The following is a 17965-nucleotide window of genomic DNA, read 5'->3' as shown; positions in this document are numbered from 1 at the left end:
TTGAATAAAAAGTTTACGACTTAGGGTGTAAAAGGCGAAATGGAACATGATTTTTGGCATCAAAAGTGGTCCGAAGGGCGAATAGGTTTCCATCAAATGGAGATTAATGCTTACTTGGTCTCCTATTGGGAAAAGATGGATTTAGCCGCTGGTGACAAGGTTTTTGTCCCTTTGTGCGGTAAAAGCAAGGATATGCTCTGGCTTAGAGATCGTGGTCATGATGTGTTGGGTATAGAGCTTAACTCAGATGCTTGTTTGGATTTCTTTAAAGAGAATGATCTAGTTGCTAAAACTGAAGATACAGAACTGTTTGTTTCTCGTGTGTGTGAAAAGTTGAATCTTTTATGTGGCGATTTCTTTGCATTGACGAGTGAAAATCTATCGGATGTTAAAGGTGTTTATGACCGTGCAGCGCTGGTGGCTTTGCCAAAGGAGATGCGGGCTAATTACGCTAATAAGCTTATTGAGTCCTTACCAACGGGTGTAAAAGTTTTGCTGGTGACCTTGGAGTTTGATAGTCCGCAAGGACCACCGTTCAATGTGCCTGGAGAAGAGGTAAAGAGCTTGTTTGGTCAGCGTTTTAAGGTGGAGCGTTTAGGTGAAGCTGTAGACGGTGATCGGCAGGAAGTAGTCTGGTTGCTGAGTGACTGATCTGGGTTCGCTGTGCACTTAATTTATAGTAATTAAGTGCACAGATATAAGCTGTTAGCTTTTACGCTTTACTGCTAGATTAGCGATCTGAATCAGTGTTTCTTTAAACGATGTATCTTTTAGTGCATTAAGTGCTGCAATCGCTTTATCTGCTTCACCTTGAGCTTTCTCTTGGGTGTATTCGATAGCGCCAGTCTCTTTTACGATATCCATAATCGGTTGAAGATCGTCTAGACCACCTTTGCGAATTGCTTGGCGAACCAGTTTGCGTTGTTCTTCGTTACCAGCACGCATCGCATGAATAAGTGGTAGGGTTGCTTTGCCTTCAGCCAGATCATCGCCCACGTTCTTGCCCATCTCTTCTGCTGTGGATAAGTAATCCATAACATCGTCGATAAGTTGGAAGGCAGTGCCTAAATGTAATCCATACAAGCGTAAGCCTTCTTGCTCTTCTTTGCTGGCTTCGGCAAGGATTGCGCCTGCTTCAGTAGCGGCTTCAAACAGCATAGCGGTTTTACCAAGAATAACCTGCATGTAGGCTTCCTCGGTGGTATCTGGATTTTTTGTGTTTAGTAGCTGCAGAACTTCGCCTTCAGCGATAACGTTCGTCGCATTGGAAATCACTTCCATAATCGGCATTGAGCCAATTTCTACTAATACCTGAAATGCACGGGAGTAAAGGAAATCGCCGACTAATACACTTGGTGCATTACCCCATTTTGCGTTAGCAGTATCTTTACCGCGGCGTAGATCAGAATTATCAACTACATCATCGTGCAGCAAAGTAGCGGTGTGGATAAATTCGATAATCGCCGCGAGCGGGATGTGCTTATCGCCTTGATAATTTGCAGCATTAGCAGCAAGCAATACGAGTAACGGACGAAGACGTTTACCACCGCTTTCAACGATGTAATGACCAATTTTTTCTACCAGAGGTACGTTAGAGCCTAGGTGATTAATGATGTAATCGTTTACGGCTTCAAATTGGGGTTCTATTACAGGGTTGAACTGGTGAGGCTGCATAATAAGTAATGGCTGCTACTAACTTAAAGGAATCAAGAATAGCGCATGCTAGGTGTATGCATAGTTTCTGTCAAGAAATGCTGGTTTTACGCTATGTAAATAAAGAAGCTTAGTTGTGTATAAAGTGGGTTTGCTATATAATCGCGCGCCCTGACCCATCCAATAATGGCTCCCTACCATATGGTGTAACCATTAGAAGTAGGCCTTTTTCTAGTAGCTGGGTGGGCAAATAACGGAGATTAAAATGTACGCAGTAATCGTAAGCGGTGGTAAACAGTACCGTGTCCAGGAAGGTGAAACCCTTAAACTGGAAAAACTGCAGGCTGAAGCGGGCGCAAACGTTGAGTTTGACCGTGTTCTGCTAGTTGGCAACGGCGACGACATCAAAATCGGCGCACCAGTTGTTGACGGTGCTAAAGTGACTGCTGAAGTTGTTCAGCACGGCCGCGCTAAGAAAGTTGAGATCATCAAGTTCAAGCGTCGTAAGCACCACATGAAGCGTCAGGGCCACCGTCAGTGGTTCACTGAAGTTAAAATTACTGGCATTTCTGCCTAATATTAACCTAGTTTAGGAGTTAGATAGATGGCTCATAAGAAGGCTGGTGGTTCTACTAAGAACGGTCGCGACTCGGAGTCGAAACGACTTGGTGTCAAGCGTTACGGTGGTCAAGTAGTTGCTGCAGGTAACATCCTAGTTCGTCAACGTGGTACTAAATTCCACGCTGGTACAAACGTAGGCTGTGGTAAAGACCATACTCTATTTGCGAAAGCAGATGGCGTTGTTAAATTCGAAGTTAAAGGCCCGCAGAAGCGTCAATACATCTCTGTAGTTGATGCGTAAGCAACGGTTTTAAGCTTCTAAAAAGCTCCGCCAAGGCGGAGCTTTTTTGTTTATAGTTATTTAAAATATTTTTCAGGGGATCTACCGCTGAGTCTTGTGGTTTTTCAGGGCTTAATTGTAGGTTTCCTACGTTTAACTTTTGGGGGATAACATGAAGTTTGTCGATGAAGCAGTTATCACGGTTGAGGCCGGTAAGGGTGGCAATGGGTGTATGAGCTTTCGGCGTGAAAAGTATATCCCCAAAGGTGGTCCTGATGGTGGCGACGGCGGTGATGGCGGTTCGGTGTTTTTTGAAGCGGATGAAAACCTGAATACGTTAATTGATTACCGTTTTACACGTCACTATAAGTCTGAAAATGGCAAGGGTGGTACGAGCCGAAATTGTACAGGGCCTAAGGGTGAGGATCTGGTGCTTAAAGTACCAGTCGGCACCACGATTATCGATACGGATACTGATGAAATCCTTGCTGATATGACCGAAATAGGTCAGGTCGAGAAAATTGCTCAAGGTGGTTTTCATGGTTTGGGCAACACTCGTTTCAAGAGTAGTGTTAACCGCGCGCCGCGTCAGACAACCAAGGGTTCAATAGGTGAGACTCGAAACCTTAAGTTGGAGCTTAAGGTTCTGGCGGACGTTGGTTTGTTAGGTTTGCCTAATGCGGGTAAATCAACTTTGATCCGTGCTGTATCTGCGGCCAAGCCTAAAGTGGCTAATTATCCGTTTACCACTTTGGTGCCTAATTTAGGTGTGGTTCGTATTGAGCAAAATCGTAGCTTTGTGATTGCTGATATTCCGGGGATTATCGAAGGTGCTGCTGAGGGTGCAGGTTTAGGTATTCGTTTCCTTAAGCACTTGGCGCGTAACCGTATCTTGCTGCATCTAGTTGATATGGCTCCTTGGGATGATGTTACACCTGAGCAGGCAGCAGCGGTAGCGGTGGGTGAGCTGAAGAAGTTTAGCCCTACGTTGGCGGATCAGCCGCGTTGGTTGGTGTTGAATAAGCTTGATATGGTGCCTGAGGAAGAGCGTGAGGCGCGTTGTCAGGCGGTTATTGATGAGCTGCAATGGGAAGGTCCGGTTTATCGTATCTCTGCGCTTAGTCAGCAGGGCACTGATGACATGATGCGCGATATTCAGGCGTTTTTGGATCATCGTCTAGAAGCGATAGAAGAAGATCCTTCTATCCTTGAGCAAGAGCAGCAGATTCGCGAGCAGGTTGATGCGGAGGCGCGTGAGCGTGTTGAGCAGATGCGTGCGGATATGCGAGCGCGTCGTGAGGGCGAAGATCTGGATGATGACGACTTTGACGATGATGATTATGACGTTGAAGTTGAATATGTTCGTGAATAGCAATTGAAGTGATTGTTGCTACTGCAGACGGTGTTAGGAGTTTTTAAGTGGCTGTAGGTAGGGAAAAGCTCAAGCGCGCAAAGCGTTGGGTGGTAAAGATTGGTAGTGCGCTCCTCACCAATGATGGTCAGGGGTTGGATCTTGAAGCAATCAGTCGCTGGGTGGATCAAATAGCTGCTCTGAAGGCGTCTGGTCTTGAGGTTGTGTTGGTTTCCTCGGGTTCGGTTGCGGAAGGTATGACTCGCCTAGGTTGGGATTCGCGACCGCATGAGGTCTCTAAGCTTCAGGCGGCTGCGGCTGTTGGGCAGATGGGCCTTGTGCAGGCTTATGAAACAAACTTTCAGCGCCATAATACTCATACGGCTCAGATTCTTTTGACGCATGAAGATCACTCTAATCGTAAGCGTTATCTCAATGCTCAGGCGACTTTAAAAGAGTTGCTTGAGTTAGGTGTTGTTCCTGTTGTGAACGAGAATGATACGGTTGTCACTAAAGAGATTCGTTTTGGTGATAATGACACGCTTGGAGCATTGGTGGCTAACTTGGTCCAAGCTGATGCTCTGATCCTACTTACCGACCAGAAAGGTTTGTTTACGGCTGATCCTCGTCATGACCCTGAGGCGACTTTGATTTCCGAAGCGAGAGCGGGTGAAGAAGCGCTCGAGGCGATGGCGGGTGGTGGTGGTAAGTTGGGTCGTGGTGGTATGGCAACTAAAGTGCGTGCGGCTAAATTAGCGGCGCGTTCCGGGGCTGTGACCATGATTGCGAGTGGTCGTGAAGACGATGTTCTTCTGCGTTTAAGAGAGGCGGAGGATATAGGTACATTGTTGGTGCCTGAAAAAGGGCCGATGGTGGCGCGTAAGCAGTGGATAGCAGGGCATTTGCAGGCGCGTGGCAATCTTATGCTTGATGCGGGTGCGGTTAAGGCGTTGCGTGAGCGCGGTAAGAGTTTATTGCCAGCGGGTGTTCGCAGTGTGAGTGGTGACTTTTCTCGAGGTGAGATGGTGATCATTAGCGATGAATTTGGTCGTATCGTAGCGCGAGGTTTAGTGAACTACGGTGTTGGGGATGCGCAAAAAATTATCGGTAAGCCAAGTGGTGAAATTGAATCAATTCTTGGTTTTATGGGTGAAGAAGAGTTGGTGCATAGAGACAATTTAGTCCTCTCTTAATTGAGGGGCTAAATTTAGGCACAAAAAAAACCGGCATAAGCCGGTTTTTTTACGCTTGGCTCTAATTAAAGAGCAGCAATCTGCTTGTTCAGACGGCTTTTGGTGCGTGCGATTTTGTTCTTGTGGAAGATGCCTTTAGACACTGAACCATCTAGAACTGGCTGTGCAGCTTGGAATGCTTCCTGTGCAGCAGCTTTTTCGCCTGCTTCTACAGCAGCAACAACTTTCTTGATGTAGGTACGTACCATGGAACGCAGGCTAGCGTTATGCTGGCGACGCTTCTCTGCCTGGCGAGCACGTTTACGAGATCCTGCGGAATTTGCCACAGTCCGGCTCCTTAAAATTAGTTAGTAAGATATCGGCTTATTGGTATACACCGAAAATTAGAGGCGAGATTATTCATATTTGAGAGCTATCTGTCAATAAAACTGCAGAAATTTTCTTGTTGAAGCAGTAATATTCCCATTCTCTTGAGTGTTATTCATGAAATTATAGGCGGAAGCGGTGTCAAAGCAGGAAACGGAAGCAAAAAAATCAGCGGGATTACTGCGATCAAGTGCCGTGGTTGGTGTGATGACCATGCTTTCGCGAGTACTAGGTTTAGCGCGAGATGTTGTTGTTGCCAATTATTTTGGGGCCAGTGGTAGTGCTGATGCCTTCTTCGTTGCGTTTAAAATTCCGAACTTTCTTCGCAGATTATTTGCTGAGGGGGCGTTTGCTCAAGCATTCGTGCCTGTTCTATCTGAATATCGTACCCAAAAAGATCTAAAAGCAGTGCAGCAGCTTGTTAATTATGTTGCGGGTACGCTCGGTAGTATTTTAATCGCAATCACCGTCTTGGCGGTGGTGGCAGCGCCCATGTTAACCGCTATGTTTGCCCCAGGTTTTTATATGGGGGATGAGGGGAAATTTGCACTGGCAGCAGAGATGCTGAGGATTACATTTCCGTATCTGCTATTGATCTCGTTGACTGCGTTTGCTGGTTCCATTCTGAATAGTTATGAGCGTTTTGCTGTTCCTGCGTTCACGCCTGTGCTACTTAATATCAGTTTGATCTGTTCTGCGATCTTTCTCAGTCCGCTGTTCGATCCACCTATCTTGGCTTTGGCTTGGGGTGTCATGATTGCCGGGGTGGTGCAGTTGGTTTTCCAGTTGCCGTTTCTGGCGCGCATTCATCTTTTGCCTAAACCCGTCTGGGGATGGAATGATCCAGGTGTTCGCCGCATCATGACGCTGATGGTTCCGGCGTTGTTTGGGGTGTCTGTTACTCAAATCAACCTGCTTTTGGATACAGTATTGGCGTCGTTTCTACAAACCGGCAGTGTCTCTTGGTTGTATTACTCAGATCGCCTGGCAGAGCTTCCTTTGGGTGTGTTTGGAATCGCCATTGCGACGGTCATTCTGCCTAGCTTGTCGCGTAAGCATACAACTCAATCTGGAGAGGCGTTTTCGTCTACTTTGAATTGGGCAATGCAGATGGTGATGTTTATCGGTATACCGGCGGCGGTAGCGTTGTTTGTGTTGGCCGAACCGTTGTTGATCACCTTGTTCCACTATGGCGCTTTAACTGATCGTGATGTCTTTATGGCTGCGGCTAGTTTGCGTGCTTATGCCTGTGGTTTGCTCGCCTTTATGCTGATTAAGGTTTTGGCTACGGGCTATTTCTCTCGCCAAGACACCAAAACGCCAGTGAAAATCGGTATTCAAGCTGCTGTGGCGAATATGGTGTTTAACTTGATCCTTATTGGGCCGTTTGCGCATGTTGGTTTGGCCGCTGCGACAGCGATGTCGGCGTTTATGAATGCTGGTTTGTTGTTGTATGGGTTGATTAAATCGGGCGTGTTTAGCTGGTCTTCGGGTTGGGTCGTGCAATTACTACGAATGTTGGTGGCTAATGTGGCGATGGCTATTGTCATCATCCAGTTGATGGGTTCAGTTGACGAGTGGCTACAGATGGATCTGTGGGCGCGAATCTCTCAAATGGCGATTTTGGTGGTTGCTGGCGGGGCTGTTTATGCTGTTGTGTTGGCTTTTGCAGGCTTGAGAGTGCGTCATTTGAAGCATAATTAAGTTTATTTTGCATTCTGTTGCTTACAGCGGGTCTCAGTAGTACAGGTTGGATATTATCTGAGCTATAATGCCGCGTTTATTTTTGGCAGTAGCAAGAGTACCTGATGGAACTAATTCGCGGATTACATAACCTGCGCGAAAAACACCGAGGTTGTGTCGCAACTATCGGCAATTTTGATGGCGTGCATTTAGGCCATCGACAGGTGCTTGCTCAGGTAAAGGCAAAAGCGAAGGAGCTAAACCTGCCTTCCGTTGTGATTACCTTTGAGCCTCAGCCTCAAGAGTTCTTTGCAGGTGATAAAGCACCACCGCGCTTAACCCGTTTTGGCGAAAAGTACAGATTGTTGCAGGCAGAGGGTATCGATCGCCATCTTTGCCTAAATTTTAACGACCGTCTACGTGCGATGACAGCGGAGCAGTTTGTACAAGAGCTATTACTGCATGGTTTAGCGGTGAAGCATTTTGTTGTTGGCGATGATTTTCGTTTTGGTTGTGATCGTTCAGGTGATTACAACATGTTGTGTGATGCAGGCGAACGTCACGACTTTACAGTGGTAAATACACAAACGTTTTTGAATGCTGATGAACGTGTCAGCAGTACGCGTATTCGCAGTGTGTTACAGCAGAATGATCTTGAAGCGGCTGCCGTTTTACTCGGACGCCCTTATGCTGTTTCTGGTCGTGTGATGCATGGCCAAAAACTGGGCCGCCAGCTCGGAGTGCCAACGGCAAATGTACGTATGCATCGTTATGCTTGCCCTTTGCGCGGGGTCTATGCGGTAGAAATTAAAGGCCCAAACTTTACTGCACAGGGTGTATGTAACGTTGGTATACGCCCAACCGTTTGTGGTCAGCAGCCGGTGCTTGAAGCACACCTGTTTGATTTTGATAAAGATGTTTATGGACAGTTGCTAACTGTCGAGTTTAAGCAGTTTATTCGTGATGAGCGTAAATTCTCGGGAATCGACGCGCTTAAACAACAAATTTTTGCAGATATTGAAGATGTGCGGGCTTACTTTGACCGCACTCGTAGTTAATTCGGAACTTATAACCATGACCGATTACAAAGCAACATTGAACCTTCCGGAAACAGCTTTCCCAATGCGTGGCAATTTGGCTCAGCGTGAGCCGAAAATGCTACAGGGTTGGCAGAAGATGGATCTGTACCAGAAAATTCGTGAAGTCAGTGCTGGCCGCGATAAGTTCACTTTGCACGATGGCCCTCCATACGCAAACGGTGATATTCACATTGGTCACTCGGTTAATAAGATTCTGAAAGACATTATTATCAAATCCAAAACAATGAGCGGATTTGACGCGCCTTATGTGCCGGGTTGGGACTGCCATGGTCTGCCAATCGAACATAAGGTTGAGACTAAGCACGGCAAAGCGGGCGTGAAACTGTCTCACAAAGACTTCCGTCAGAAGTGCCGTGACTACGCTGCACGACAGGTTGAAGGCCAGAAGAAAGACTTTATCCGCTTAGGTGTTCTAGGTGATTGGGATAACCCATACCTAACAATGAATTTTGATACTGAAGCCAACATCATTCGTGCTTTGGGCAAAATCGTTGAAAATGGCCACCTAGTGAAAGGCTTTAAGCCAGTTTACTGGAGTGTTGTGGGTGGTTCTGCCCTAGCTGAAGCTGAAGTGGAATATCAGGACAAGACTTCTACAGCGATCGATGTACGTTTCACTCCGGTTGATCAGGACGGTTTCCTTGCGAAATTTGAGGGTCTTGAAGGTGAAGGCGAAGCATCGGTAGTTATCTGGACAACAACGCCTTGGACACTGCCATCTAACCAAGCGGTATCTCTAGGTGGTGAGCTAGACTACGTGCTTGTTCAGCTAGATCTAGGTTTAGGTGCGGAGCGTATTCTGCTAGCGGAAGGCTTAGTTGAAGATGCTATGAAGCGTTACGGTGTTGAAGAGTACAGCATTGTTGGTCGTTGTCAGGGCCAAGCACTAGAAAAATTTGAACTACAGCACCCGTTCTATGAGCGTACAGTTCCTGTAATCCTAGGTGATCACGTAACCCTTGATGCAGGTACAGGTGCCGTACATACAGCACCAGACCATGGTGTGGAAGACTTTGAGGTTGGTCGTAAATACGGTATCGGCACAATGAACCTAGTGAACGCTTCGGGTGTTCTAGGTGAAGGTGCAGGCGTATTTGCTGGCGAACACGTTTATAAAGTGGACGATAAAGTCGTTGCACTGCTAACGGAGAACAACAAGCTTGTCTTGGAGCACAAGTTCCAGCACAGCTACCCTCACTGCTGGCGCACAAAAACGCCATTGATCTACCGTGCAACACCTCAGTGGTTCGTAAGCATGGAAGAGAAGGGCCTGAAGAAAGATGCCCTAGAAGCAATCAAAGGTGTTGAGTGGTTCCCAGGTTGGGGGCAAAACCGTATCGAAGCGATGGTTGAGCAGAGCCCTGATTGGTGTGTATCACGTCAACGTACTTGGGGTGTGCCAATTGCACTGTTTATCCACAAAGAAACTCAGCAACTACACCCGAATACGCCAGAACTAATCGAACAGGTTGCTGTGCGTGTAGAAAAAGTGGGTATGGATGCATGGTTCGATCTTGATGCTGCTGAAGTCTTGGGCGACGAAGCTGATCAGTACGAAAAAGTAACTGATACCTTGGATGTTTGGTTTGATTCTGGTGTGACGCACTATTCTGTCGTTGATCAGCGTGACAACTTGGAATACCCAGCTGATATGTATCTTGAAGGTTCGGATCAGCACCGTGGTTGGTTCCAGTCTTCTTTGAAAACTGCGATTGCTATCAAAGGCAAAGCGCCATACAAACAGGTGCTAACGCACGGCTTTACCGTTGATGGTCAAGGCCGCAAGATGTCTAAGTCGGTTGGTAACGTTGTATCGCCTCAGGAAGTAATGAACAAATATGGCGCGGATATCTTGCGTCTATGGGTTGCTTCTACTGATTACAGCGGTGAGATGACTTGTTCTGATGATATCTTGAAGCGCGCCGCGGATGCTTACCGTCGAATTCGTAACACAGCACGTTTCTTCTTGGCTAACCTAAGCGGTTTTGATCCTGCTCAGCACATGGTTAAGCCTGAAGATATGGTAGCGTTGGATGCTTGGGCGGTGGATCGTGCAGCTCGTTTGCAAGAAGAGCTAATCGAGCACTTCAACCAATATGAATTCCTACAAGTGTTCCAGAAAGTATCTCACTTTTGTTCACAGGATATGGGTGGCTTCTACCTAGATATCATCAAAGACCGTCAATACACAGCAGCGACTGATTCACATGCGCGTCGTTCTGCTCAGACTGCGCTTTATCATATTGTTGAAGCGTTGGTTCGTTGGATTGCGCCAATCTGTAGTTTCACTGCTGATGAGATCTGGGCAACGCTTGCAGGTGAGCGTACAGATTCTGTTCATTTGGATACTTGGTATCAGGGTCTAACCAAACTACCTGCGGATAGCGCATTTGATTCTGCCTACTGGGAACAGGTAATGGCAGTAAAAGCTGCGGTTAATAAACAGTTAGAAACTGAACGTAGCGACGGCAACATCGGTGGTAGCTTAGAAGCTGAAGTGACTTTGTATTGCGATGACGCTCTACAGGCTCTACTAGGTAAACTAGAAGACGAGCTGCGTTTCGTTTTGATCACATCAAAAGCGGCAGTAGCACCATTAGCTGATGCACAAGATGCTAATGATACAGAGCTTGAAGGGCTTAAGGTTAGCGTAGTTAAAAGTGCTGCTGATAAGTGCCCGCGTTGCTGGCACTTCCGAGAAGATGTAGGTCAGGATTCAGACGATCCTGAGCTCTGCGGTCGTTGTGTTGATAACGTTAAAGGTGCCGGTGAAAGCCGTAGCTTTGCTTAATGACACAGAGCACTGAACAACAAACACAACCAGTGCGAAGCTGCCTCATCTGGGGTGTGCTCTCGCTGCTGGTGGTTGTGCTGGATTTAGGTAGTAAATACTTAGCGGTAACTAATTTAAAGTATGCCGATCCTAATCCTGTACTGCCAATGTTCGATCTAACGCTGTTGTTCAATACAGGCGCTGCGTTTAGTTTCCTATCAGAAGCGGGTGGCTGGCAGCGTTGGTTCTTTGTCGCAATCGCTGTGGTCGTGAGTGTTGTGCTAGTGATCTGGCTAAAGCGTACGCCTCGTAACTATTGGTGGTTAGGTCTAGCACTGTCTCTCGTATTGGGTGGCGCTTTAGGCAATCTATATGATCGGGCGGTACAAGGGTATGTGATTGATTTCATCTCCCTGCATTATCAGAATTATTACTTCCCCGCTTTTAATATTGCGGATACCGCTATTACGATTGGAGCGATTATTCTGATTCTGGATATGTTATTTCTGGAAGGGAAGCGCAAATCATCTGAAGAGAGTTTACAATGAGTAAATTGATCGGTCCGGGTAAAACCGTTACGCTGCACTTCGCAATTAAACTGGAAGACGGTCAAATAATTGATTCCAATTTTGAAGCTGAACCTGCAACATTTACGGTGGGTGATGGTAACTTGTTGGAAGGATTTGAAAAAGCACTGTTCGGTTTGGAAGAAGGGACAAAACAGACCCTTAAAATTCTGCCGGAAAATGGCTTTGGGATGAGTAACCCAAGCAATGTCCAGAATATCCCTCGCAGTCAGTTTGAAGGCATGGAGTTAGAACAAGGTTTGGTTATCTCATTCGCGGATGCTGGCAATGGTGAGCTTCCAGGCGTGATAGCCGAATTTGATGATAAGATCGTTTCGGTTGATTTTAATCATCCGCTGGCAGGGAAGAAGCTAGATTTTCAGGTAGAGATTCTTCAGGTTAGCTAAGATGAGATTAAGAACCCGAATTTTTTAATTCGGGTTTTTTGTATTTGTCCTATCTTAAGCTATTCTTACTTGAGACCCCTCATAAAATCGCTTGTGGCGTATGTTCCCTTAAACGACTAGTCTTACATTAGAATCGGTTGTTGTCTTTTTAGTGCAAATCTTGTTGCTCGTTTCAAAATGAGAGTTTATGTTTTGTGTATCTTAACTATAGTTTTTTCTATTAATCGTTGAACTACATACTTGGTGCGTATTTAGGAATGAAAAAAATGAAAGGAAATCAAAACCTTCAATCAGGCTTTTCTTTAATTGAACTGATGATAGTTGTAGCTATTGTAGCTATTCTTGCAACAATTGCTTATCCAGCCTACCAGTCATACATAGAGAAGACACGACGTGGTGATGCCATGGCGAGCCTAGCTGATATCAGGTTAGAGCAAGAAAAATGGAGAGCGAATAATGTAGCTTATGCTACTGGAGCATCATTAGCGTACGGAACTACCTCGAGGGAAGGTTTTTATAACATTACTATTAGCAGTACAGGAGCTAGCTCTTACACAGTCACTGCAGCTCCGACAGGTGTTCAAGCTAATGATGTATGTGGCTCGTTTCGCATAACTCAAAACGGACCAGCTTATGGCGGCGGGTTTGCTGATGCGGATTGTTGGGAAAGATAGATGAATAAGCTGCATGCAAATAGAGGTGTTACTCTAATAGAGTTGATGGTCGGGCTGGCTGTATTAGCAATTCTGATTTCTCTTGCGGCGCCTAGTTTGAATGACTTTCAAGAAAGGGTTGAGCTAACTGGGGCAGCAGAGAAAGTTTACGGGCATATACAGTATGCTCGTAGTGAGTCTATTTCTAATGGCGCTGATATCTATGTTGCTTTTAAAGGAACTGGAGGTACAGATTGGTGTATAGGAGTCAGTGATACAGCTGCATGTGATTGCTCTTCTGCTGCATCTGCTGCTTTATGCACAATTAATTCTGAACAGACTAGGTATGTTACAGGGGCTGACTATCCCAATATTACAGCCTCCACAGGTTTTGCAAGTGATATCACTGGCTTTCGTGCACCACGATCTACAGCGATAGACAACGGGACAATTACATTGAGCTATCCAGGGTATGGTGACGCAAAAATAGTATTGAGTACGATTGGTCGGGTGAGATTGTGTTCAGATACCTTGGATCTTTATGCAGGGTGCCCGTAATGAAGATGTCAAGAAATATACCGGCTAAGCAGAAGGGTGTGACTCTGATCGAATTAATGATTGGTTTAGTTGTGGGCCTTATCGTTATATCAGGAGCTATATATACATTTCTTGTGTCGTTTAAAAGTAGTAGGGATGTTGTATATAGTGCCCGCCTGAACCAAGAATTAGCAGCTATTACCTCAATAATTTCTGATGATATAAGGCGAGCGGGGCATTGGGTTCAGGTTGGAGGTTTGTCTTCTCCTTATAGTGATGTAGGGGATGATTTTAACTTGGTTAGTTCTACTTGTGCGCTTTATAACTATGATACTGATGCCGACAGTATTGTTAGTGCAGCCGAGTATAGCGGGGTGCGCTTTTCAGATTCTGCAATTTGGGTAAAAACGTCTGGAACGAGTATGACATCCTGCTCTGCAGGGGCTTGGGAGAGACTTTCCGATGAAAACTTTATGTCGGTAGATGCAATGACATTAACTGATAGCTCTTTGTGTACCGTGAATGCTTCAAGCGCTGTATGTCCTGCAAGTGTAGGTACCGATGAAGTTGCTTCAGTTAGAGAAATAAATATAACGATCACTGCATCGGTTGTTAATGATAGTGATTGGACTAAAACCGTACAGGAAACGGTAAAAATCCGGAATAATTTCTATGCAGATTAAAAATAATCAGTTAGAAAACCGAAGAGCCCAGCAGCAGGGGGCGGCAACACTTGTTCTTGCTCTAGTCATGGTTGTTATTGTTTTAGGAGTATCCTTTTTTACATCTGAAACGGTAATTACTGAAAAGAAAATAGTGGCGAATGAATATCGTGCGAAACAAGCTTTTCATGCTGCGCAAGCGGGGGTGGATTACGCTATCGCTTATACTCGAGCTGGGTTGGATCAAGATAATGACACCGTGCTCGATTTAAGTGTATCTGGCGCAACGATTGGTTTAGGGGGTGGGGTTGAGTTTACCGCTTTGCTTTCTGATGCCAGTAGTGATGCTGATATGTCATTGATTCAGATAGACTCTGTCGGCCGTAGTGACGATGGGCTGATTACTCGATCAATAAGTGTCCTTGTGGGCAGGGTTCCGCTTGTGCCTAATCCCCCTGACCTTCCCATAGTGGCGCGTGGTTATGTTGATGCTACAGGTAATTTGAATGTTTTTAATGGCTTTACCAATTTAAATATTTGGGCCGGCGATGACATAACTTCTTGGGGGTCTGCTGATACTTATATCAGAGATCCAGATTGGACGGGTTTTAGCGGCGATACATGGGATGGGACTGTTGATGATCTTTCAAGGCATCTAACAGCGACTGGAAATGAAATAGACGATATCGAGTATATACAGAGCACCACGAAAAATACCACAGGCCCAGATGTGATTGATGGTGATACCAATATGGCTAACACTACGGGTGATGAGTTTGTTGAAAACTTCTTTGGTCGGACCCTTGATGAGTTAGTCCTTTCGGCTGGTTTGAGCATGACTGGAAATGAACTAAAAGATGCTGCTGCTTCTACAGTTGAAGGTCAATTAATACACTTGAGTGATGCTAAGCTCACTGGAGGGACCATTGGTAGTTCAGATAACCCTGTGATTTTAGTGGTAGATGGGGATTTAAGTATTAGTGGTTCACCAGATGTTTACGGGCTTATTATCGCGAGGAACGTTGATAAAGTCGTTGGTACCGTGGATATCTTCGGTGGAATAGTATCCGAAACCGATTTAGATATGGGTAGTGGTACAGCCAATATTTATTATGATCAGGATGTTGTTGATAATCTTGATAATATTAATGCTAAGGAAGTGGTGCGTGGTAGTTGGAAGGACTGGTGATCAATGCAGTGTAAGCTTTCGAGGGACTGATAAAGGTGGTGAAAATGTATCATAGTCAATATGAAAAGGGCTTTACGCTGATAGAAGCTTTGCTGGCATTTGTCATCGTGGCAGTGGGTTTGATTGGAGCTGCACTTTTTCAAAGCGAGTTGGTAACCGAAAGCGGGAACTCAAAAGCAAGGGCTGTTGCTGTTAAATTAGCTGAGCAGAAGCTTGAGCAAGAGCGAGTTGTAATCTTGGAGAGCAGCTATGCTAGTTTAGCTTTAGCATCTTATCCTGAAATTGAGAATATTACCGTGGGTAATAACGCTTATAGTGTTTCCTATACATTGGCCTCAGCTGCTGCTGCATCATTTCAAACACATTATTTGCTAGAAGTTGATGTCACGTGGACTGATGCAACAGGAAATGCAGATTCGATATCCTTAGATTCTCGTCTAGTATGGAATGATCCGAAAGAGTCTCTTGATTCAAATGATCAGGCCGGTATCGGTTCATCAGAAGATATAGGTAGTTTTGAGAGACCAACGGGTTCTGCAATCGCTACGGCTAGAACAACTTCTGATGAGGTCCATGATGCTAGTAAATCGGTAGGTGATTGGATCGAACTTGCTGACAATAAGTATGGCATCAAGATTACCGATGATGAGTGCATCAATGGTGATGCTGGGTGCGATCAGGTTGTTACAGTGATAGAGCTAGTCGACTTAACTAGCCCTATCTTTACAATTAAGGGCTCTATATACGTGGATAGCGGTGTTTCCGTAACGTATACGGACTTAAAAGCATCCCCTAATGTATTAACCTCAGAAGGAGGTGGATGTGCTGTATATCTAGTAGGTAGCGAGATCGGTTACACCTGTCTGTTTGGTGAAGGTTGGTACGGTACAATCGCTTTGTTGTTGCCAGATGATTCCGGTTCTAATAAGCCCGGAGCTTGTATCTCACCACGTGAGTATAAGTATTATGGTGTTGATCCCGCGACAGTATCTGGAGCAATTCAATCTACTGATATTGTCGGTCAATCAGGTTTGGTTCGCTTTACCACTACTAATGGGCCTGGACCTTACCTAGCTGCGTCGAATGCGGCTCCGGGGCTGGGTTATTACTATATGTATGGTGAGGTTGATACTAATACTGAAGACACTCAATCATCAATTTTGAATACATCTGGCAATCTACTGAACCAGCACTTTTTAGTAATTAATACTCAAGGTAATAGTGTTTGTGATGACTTCTTGGTGGCAACTAATAACGTCCCTGCAGATTATCCAAGCCTAAGCACGCATGATTATACATATACAGTTGGTGCAAGCACGGCCATTATTCCTGATGGCGAGAAGATTCTCGGTTATGTAAATTTAGCCTATGAAATATCGGGCCGGTTGGATGTATCGTCGGTCGCTTCAGGAGCAGTGGGTTTATTATCTGAAATTGAGGTTGGGATTGACCCTTTGCCAGATTTTGCGCAGCAGTGTGAGCTAGAAGTGTTGGAAGATCAAATTCTTGGTTACAGCTGCTTTGTTGATTATGCTTGGAGTGGTACGGTAACTCCTTCTGTTGTCTCTGGTGGGGTATCATCATTTGACTTTGCTCCATTGGAATATGATTTCTCTTCTAGCCCTGTGACAGCTGACATAACATCAGGGAAGGATTTTGTTGTCACTGATACTCCTTAATTAAACTCTGGGAAGAACTATTTTGACAATAGTAGGGGATGGACGTGAGTGTTTATCCCCTTCGTTATCTCTAAGCCGTGTATGTTCTGTTTTTTCACTGTTTTCATGCTGACAAAATTTTCTGTCCCTTCCTCGATTCTGCAATATAGCCAAATTTATAAGTAACGTAAGACAATTGAGAAATTAGATGTCTGACTTTTTAATAATCGGTGGTGGTGTAATCGGAATGATGCTGGCTAGAGAGCTGGCTCAAGCAAATGCTGATGTAACGCTTTTAGATCGGAAAGCTTGCGCTCAAGAGTCCTCTTGGGCAGGCGGTGGTATTGTCTCGCCCCTATACCCTTGGCGTTATCCTGATGCTGTCACAGAGCTGGCTACTTGGTCGCAGAGTAGTTATGTCCATCTGGCGCAAGATCTTTTAGATGAGACAGGCTTTGATCCTGAGCTGCGCCAGAAGGGTATGTTGATGGTTTCTGTGGAAGATCAGCAAAATGCTCTCGATTGGGCGCAGAAATATCATCGCCCTCTTCGTAAAGTCGATGCCGATTTCCTTTATCAGAAGGAGCCTAATCTTTGTTCTGGTTTAGAAGAAGGCTTATGGATGCCCGAAGTATGTAGTATCCGTAACCCACGCTTAGGTCGTTCCCTACGTGAAAGCTTAGTTCTAAACCCGCGAGTGACGCTGCTAGAAAACCAAGAAGTTAAAGGTTTTGATATTGATGGAAGCCAAGTTGTTGGCGTTCAAACGGCAGAGCATAGGCTTAGTGCGGATAAAGTAATTATCGCTGCGGGTGCATGGAGTGCAGAGTTGCTATCTATGTTAGATAGAGAACTACCTGTAGAGCCAGTACACGGACAAATGATGTTGTTTAAAGCCAAACCTGGTTTGGTAAACCGTGTCATATTGAAAGGTGGTCGTTACGTTATTCCGCGTAATGATGGTCGTGTGCTGGTGGGTAGTACAATGGAACGTATCGGCTTTACTAAACGCACGACTATGGATGCAGCGAAGTCCTTACATGCAACGGCATTGGATATTATTCCTTTGTTGGCTGACTATGAAGTTGAGCACCATTGGTCAGGTTTAAGGCCAGGATCGCCAGAGGGTATTCCATTTATAGGTGAAGTGGCAGGCCTAGATAACCTATTTATCAATGCTGGTCAGTTTAGAAATGGCTTGGTGCTCGCGCCGGCCTCGACTCGACTGCTTGCCGATATCCTATTGGGACGAGAGACAATAATCTCTGCTGAACCTTACCGGATGGATCGATAAGCTAAAAATAAAGCCTGCAAGCAGTAGTGGCGTTTGCAG

At 45.5% G+C, this 17965-nt stretch carries 18 protein-coding genes; 16 read left to right on the top strand and 2 right to left on the bottom strand.

Features of this window, described 5'->3' with window-relative positions; genetic code table 11:
* The first annotated feature begins 39 nt into the window (after positions 1–39).
* Positions 40–651, top strand: coding sequence for a thiopurine S-methyltransferase (locus ACMXYR_RS15280; RefSeq protein WP_415902256.1), 612 nt, complete (start codon positions 40–42; stop codon positions 649–651).
* Between the two features lie 54 nt (positions 652–705).
* On the opposite strand, the gene ispB is transcribed toward ACMXYR_RS15280, so the two are convergent.
* Positions 706–1674 carry an octaprenyl diphosphate synthase gene (gene ispB, locus ACMXYR_RS15275; RefSeq protein WP_415902255.1) on the bottom strand — a complete coding sequence of 323 codons (969 nt, stop codon included), beginning with the start codon at positions 1672–1674 and terminating at the stop codon, positions 706–708.
* A 244-nt stretch (positions 1675–1918) separates the two neighbouring features.
* Between ispB and rplU the strand changes: the two genes are divergently transcribed.
* From rplU to proB, 4 genes are all read left to right on the top strand, one after another.
* Positions 1919–2230, top strand: a complete 312-nt coding sequence (gene rplU, locus ACMXYR_RS15270; protein WP_286240327.1) for a 50S ribosomal protein L21 — start codon at positions 1919–1921, stop codon at positions 2228–2230.
* Between the two features lie 27 nt (positions 2231–2257).
* Entirely contained in the window at positions 2258–2515 is a 258-nt protein-coding gene (gene rpmA, locus ACMXYR_RS15265) for a 50S ribosomal protein L27 (protein ID WP_415882701.1), read from the top strand.
* Between the two features lie 151 nt (positions 2516–2666).
* On the top strand, positions 2667–3866 hold the full coding sequence (cgtA, locus tag ACMXYR_RS15260) for an Obg family GTPase CgtA (protein ID WP_415882700.1): 1200 nt from the start codon (positions 2667–2669) through the stop codon (positions 3864–3866).
* A 47-nt stretch (positions 3867–3913) separates the two neighbouring features.
* Positions 3914–5038, top strand: a complete 1125-nt coding sequence (gene proB / locus ACMXYR_RS15255; protein ID WP_415902254.1) for a glutamate 5-kinase — start codon at positions 3914–3916, stop codon at positions 5036–5038.
* Positions 5039–5103: 65 nt separating this feature from the next.
* Here the strand turns inward: proB and rpsT are convergent, their stop codons facing one another.
* Positions 5104–5364 carry a 30S ribosomal protein S20 gene (rpsT, locus tag ACMXYR_RS15250; protein WP_415882698.1) on the bottom strand — a complete coding sequence of 87 codons (261 nt, stop codon included), beginning with the start codon at positions 5362–5364 and terminating at the stop codon, positions 5104–5106.
* A gap of 247 nt (positions 5365–5611) precedes the next feature.
* Here rpsT and murJ point away from each other — a divergent pair, with 247 nt between their 5' ends.
* The 11 genes from murJ to thiO all read left to right on the top strand — a co-directional run bounded on the left by murJ (position 5612) and on the right by thiO (position 17926).
* Positions 5612–7108, top strand: a complete 1497-nt coding sequence (murJ, locus tag ACMXYR_RS15245) for a murein biosynthesis integral membrane protein MurJ (protein WP_415903662.1) — start codon at positions 5612–5614, stop codon at positions 7106–7108.
* 104 nt (positions 7109–7212) lie between these two features.
* Entirely contained in the window at positions 7213–8145 is a 933-nt protein-coding gene (gene ribF / locus ACMXYR_RS15240; RefSeq protein WP_415902253.1) for a bifunctional riboflavin kinase/FAD synthetase, read from the top strand.
* Positions 8146–8161: 16 nt separating this feature from the next.
* Entirely contained in the window at positions 8162–10978 is a 2817-nt protein-coding gene (gene ileS, locus ACMXYR_RS15235; protein WP_415902252.1) for an isoleucine--tRNA ligase, read from the top strand.
* Positions 10978–11508, top strand: a complete 531-nt coding sequence (gene lspA, locus ACMXYR_RS15230; RefSeq protein WP_415902251.1) for a signal peptidase II — start codon at positions 10978–10980, stop codon at positions 11506–11508. Before ileS ends, lspA begins: the two co-directional genes overlap by 1 nt.
* Positions 11505–11933 (top strand): FKBP-type peptidyl-prolyl cis-trans isomerase, encoded by a 429-nt coding sequence (locus tag ACMXYR_RS15225; protein ID WP_415902250.1) that lies wholly within the window; start codon positions 11505–11507, stop codon positions 11931–11933. The genes lspA and ACMXYR_RS15225 overlap by 4 nt, the downstream gene beginning before the upstream one ends.
* Before the next feature lie 266 nt (positions 11934–12199).
* Positions 12200–12607 (top strand): type IV pilin protein, encoded by a 408-nt coding sequence (locus ACMXYR_RS15220; protein ID WP_415886086.1) that lies wholly within the window; start codon positions 12200–12202, stop codon positions 12605–12607.
* On the top strand, positions 12608–13144 hold the full coding sequence (locus ACMXYR_RS15215; RefSeq protein ID WP_415886085.1) for a GspH/FimT family pseudopilin: 537 nt from the start codon (positions 12608–12610) through the stop codon (positions 13142–13144).
* A 38-nt stretch (positions 13145–13182) separates the two neighbouring features.
* The gene (locus ACMXYR_RS15210; protein ID WP_415902249.1) at positions 13183–13806 is read left to right on the top strand and encodes a PilW family protein; all 624 of its coding nucleotides are present in this window, start codon (positions 13183–13185) and stop codon (positions 13804–13806) included.
* Positions 13796–14974: a PilX N-terminal domain-containing pilus assembly protein gene (locus tag ACMXYR_RS15205; RefSeq protein ID WP_415902248.1), complete on the top strand. Its 1179-nt coding sequence runs from the start codon at positions 13796–13798 to the stop codon at positions 14972–14974. The genes ACMXYR_RS15210 and ACMXYR_RS15205 overlap by 11 nt, the downstream gene beginning before the upstream one ends.
* 44 nt (positions 14975–15018) lie before the next feature.
* On the top strand, positions 15019–16653 hold the full coding sequence (locus ACMXYR_RS15200; protein WP_415902247.1) for a type IV pilus modification PilV family protein: 1635 nt from the start codon (positions 15019–15021) through the stop codon (positions 16651–16653).
* Between the two features lie 187 nt (positions 16654–16840).
* Positions 16841–17926, top strand: a complete 1086-nt coding sequence (thiO, locus tag ACMXYR_RS15195; RefSeq protein WP_415902246.1) for a glycine oxidase ThiO — start codon at positions 16841–16843, stop codon at positions 17924–17926.
* Positions 17927–17965 lie beyond the last annotated feature (39 nt).

Source organism: Neptuniibacter sp. QD29_5 (genome assembly GCF_047778125.1).
In the GTDB taxonomy this organism is placed as follows: Bacteria; Pseudomonadota; Gammaproteobacteria; order Pseudomonadales; family Balneatricaceae; genus Neptuniibacter.
This window is presented reverse-complemented; position numbering and strand designations above follow the sequence as displayed.

What these genes read in the sequence shown, in the direction of transcription:
- ACMXYR_RS15220 (WP_415886086.1), top strand. Translation starts at nt 12,200, where the DNA reads ATGAAAGGAAATCAAAACCTTCAATCAGGCTTTTCTTTAATTGAACTG.
- lspA (WP_415902251.1), top strand. Translation starts at nt 10,978, where the DNA reads ATGACACAGAGCACTGAACAACAAACACAACCAGTGCGAAGCTGCCTC.
- ACMXYR_RS15225 (WP_415902250.1), top strand. Translation starts at nt 11,505, where the DNA reads ATGAGTAAATTGATCGGTCCGGGTAAAACCGTTACGCTGCACTTCGCA.
- ACMXYR_RS15215 (WP_415886085.1), top strand. Translation starts at nt 12,608, where the DNA reads ATGAATAAGCTGCATGCAAATAGAGGTGTTACTCTAATAGAGTTGATG.
- ACMXYR_RS15205 (WP_415902248.1), top strand. Translation starts at nt 13,796, where the DNA reads ATGCAGATTAAAAATAATCAGTTAGAAAACCGAAGAGCCCAGCAGCAG.
- ACMXYR_RS15200 (WP_415902247.1), top strand. Translation starts at nt 15,019, where the DNA reads ATGTATCATAGTCAATATGAAAAGGGCTTTACGCTGATAGAAGCTTTG.
- rpmA (WP_415882701.1), top strand. Translation starts at nt 2,258, where the DNA reads ATGGCTCATAAGAAGGCTGGTGGTTCTACTAAGAACGGTCGCGACTCG.
- ispB (WP_415902255.1), bottom strand. Translation starts at nt 1,674, where the DNA reads ATGCAGCCTCACCAGTTCAACCCTGTAATAGAACCCCAATTTGAAGCC.
- murJ (WP_415903662.1), top strand. Translation starts at nt 5,612, where the DNA reads ATGACCATGCTTTCGCGAGTACTAGGTTTAGCGCGAGATGTTGTTGTT.
- ileS (WP_415902252.1), top strand. Translation starts at nt 8,162, where the DNA reads ATGACCGATTACAAAGCAACATTGAACCTTCCGGAAACAGCTTTCCCA.
- ribF (WP_415902253.1), top strand. Translation starts at nt 7,213, where the DNA reads ATGGAACTAATTCGCGGATTACATAACCTGCGCGAAAAACACCGAGGT.
- rplU (WP_286240327.1), top strand. Translation starts at nt 1,919, where the DNA reads ATGTACGCAGTAATCGTAAGCGGTGGTAAACAGTACCGTGTCCAGGAA.
- ACMXYR_RS15280 (WP_415902256.1), top strand. Translation starts at nt 40, where the DNA reads ATGGAACATGATTTTTGGCATCAAAAGTGGTCCGAAGGGCGAATAGGT.
- cgtA (WP_415882700.1), top strand. Translation starts at nt 2,667, where the DNA reads ATGAAGTTTGTCGATGAAGCAGTTATCACGGTTGAGGCCGGTAAGGGT.
- thiO (WP_415902246.1), top strand. Translation starts at nt 16,841, where the DNA reads ATGTCTGACTTTTTAATAATCGGTGGTGGTGTAATCGGAATGATGCTG.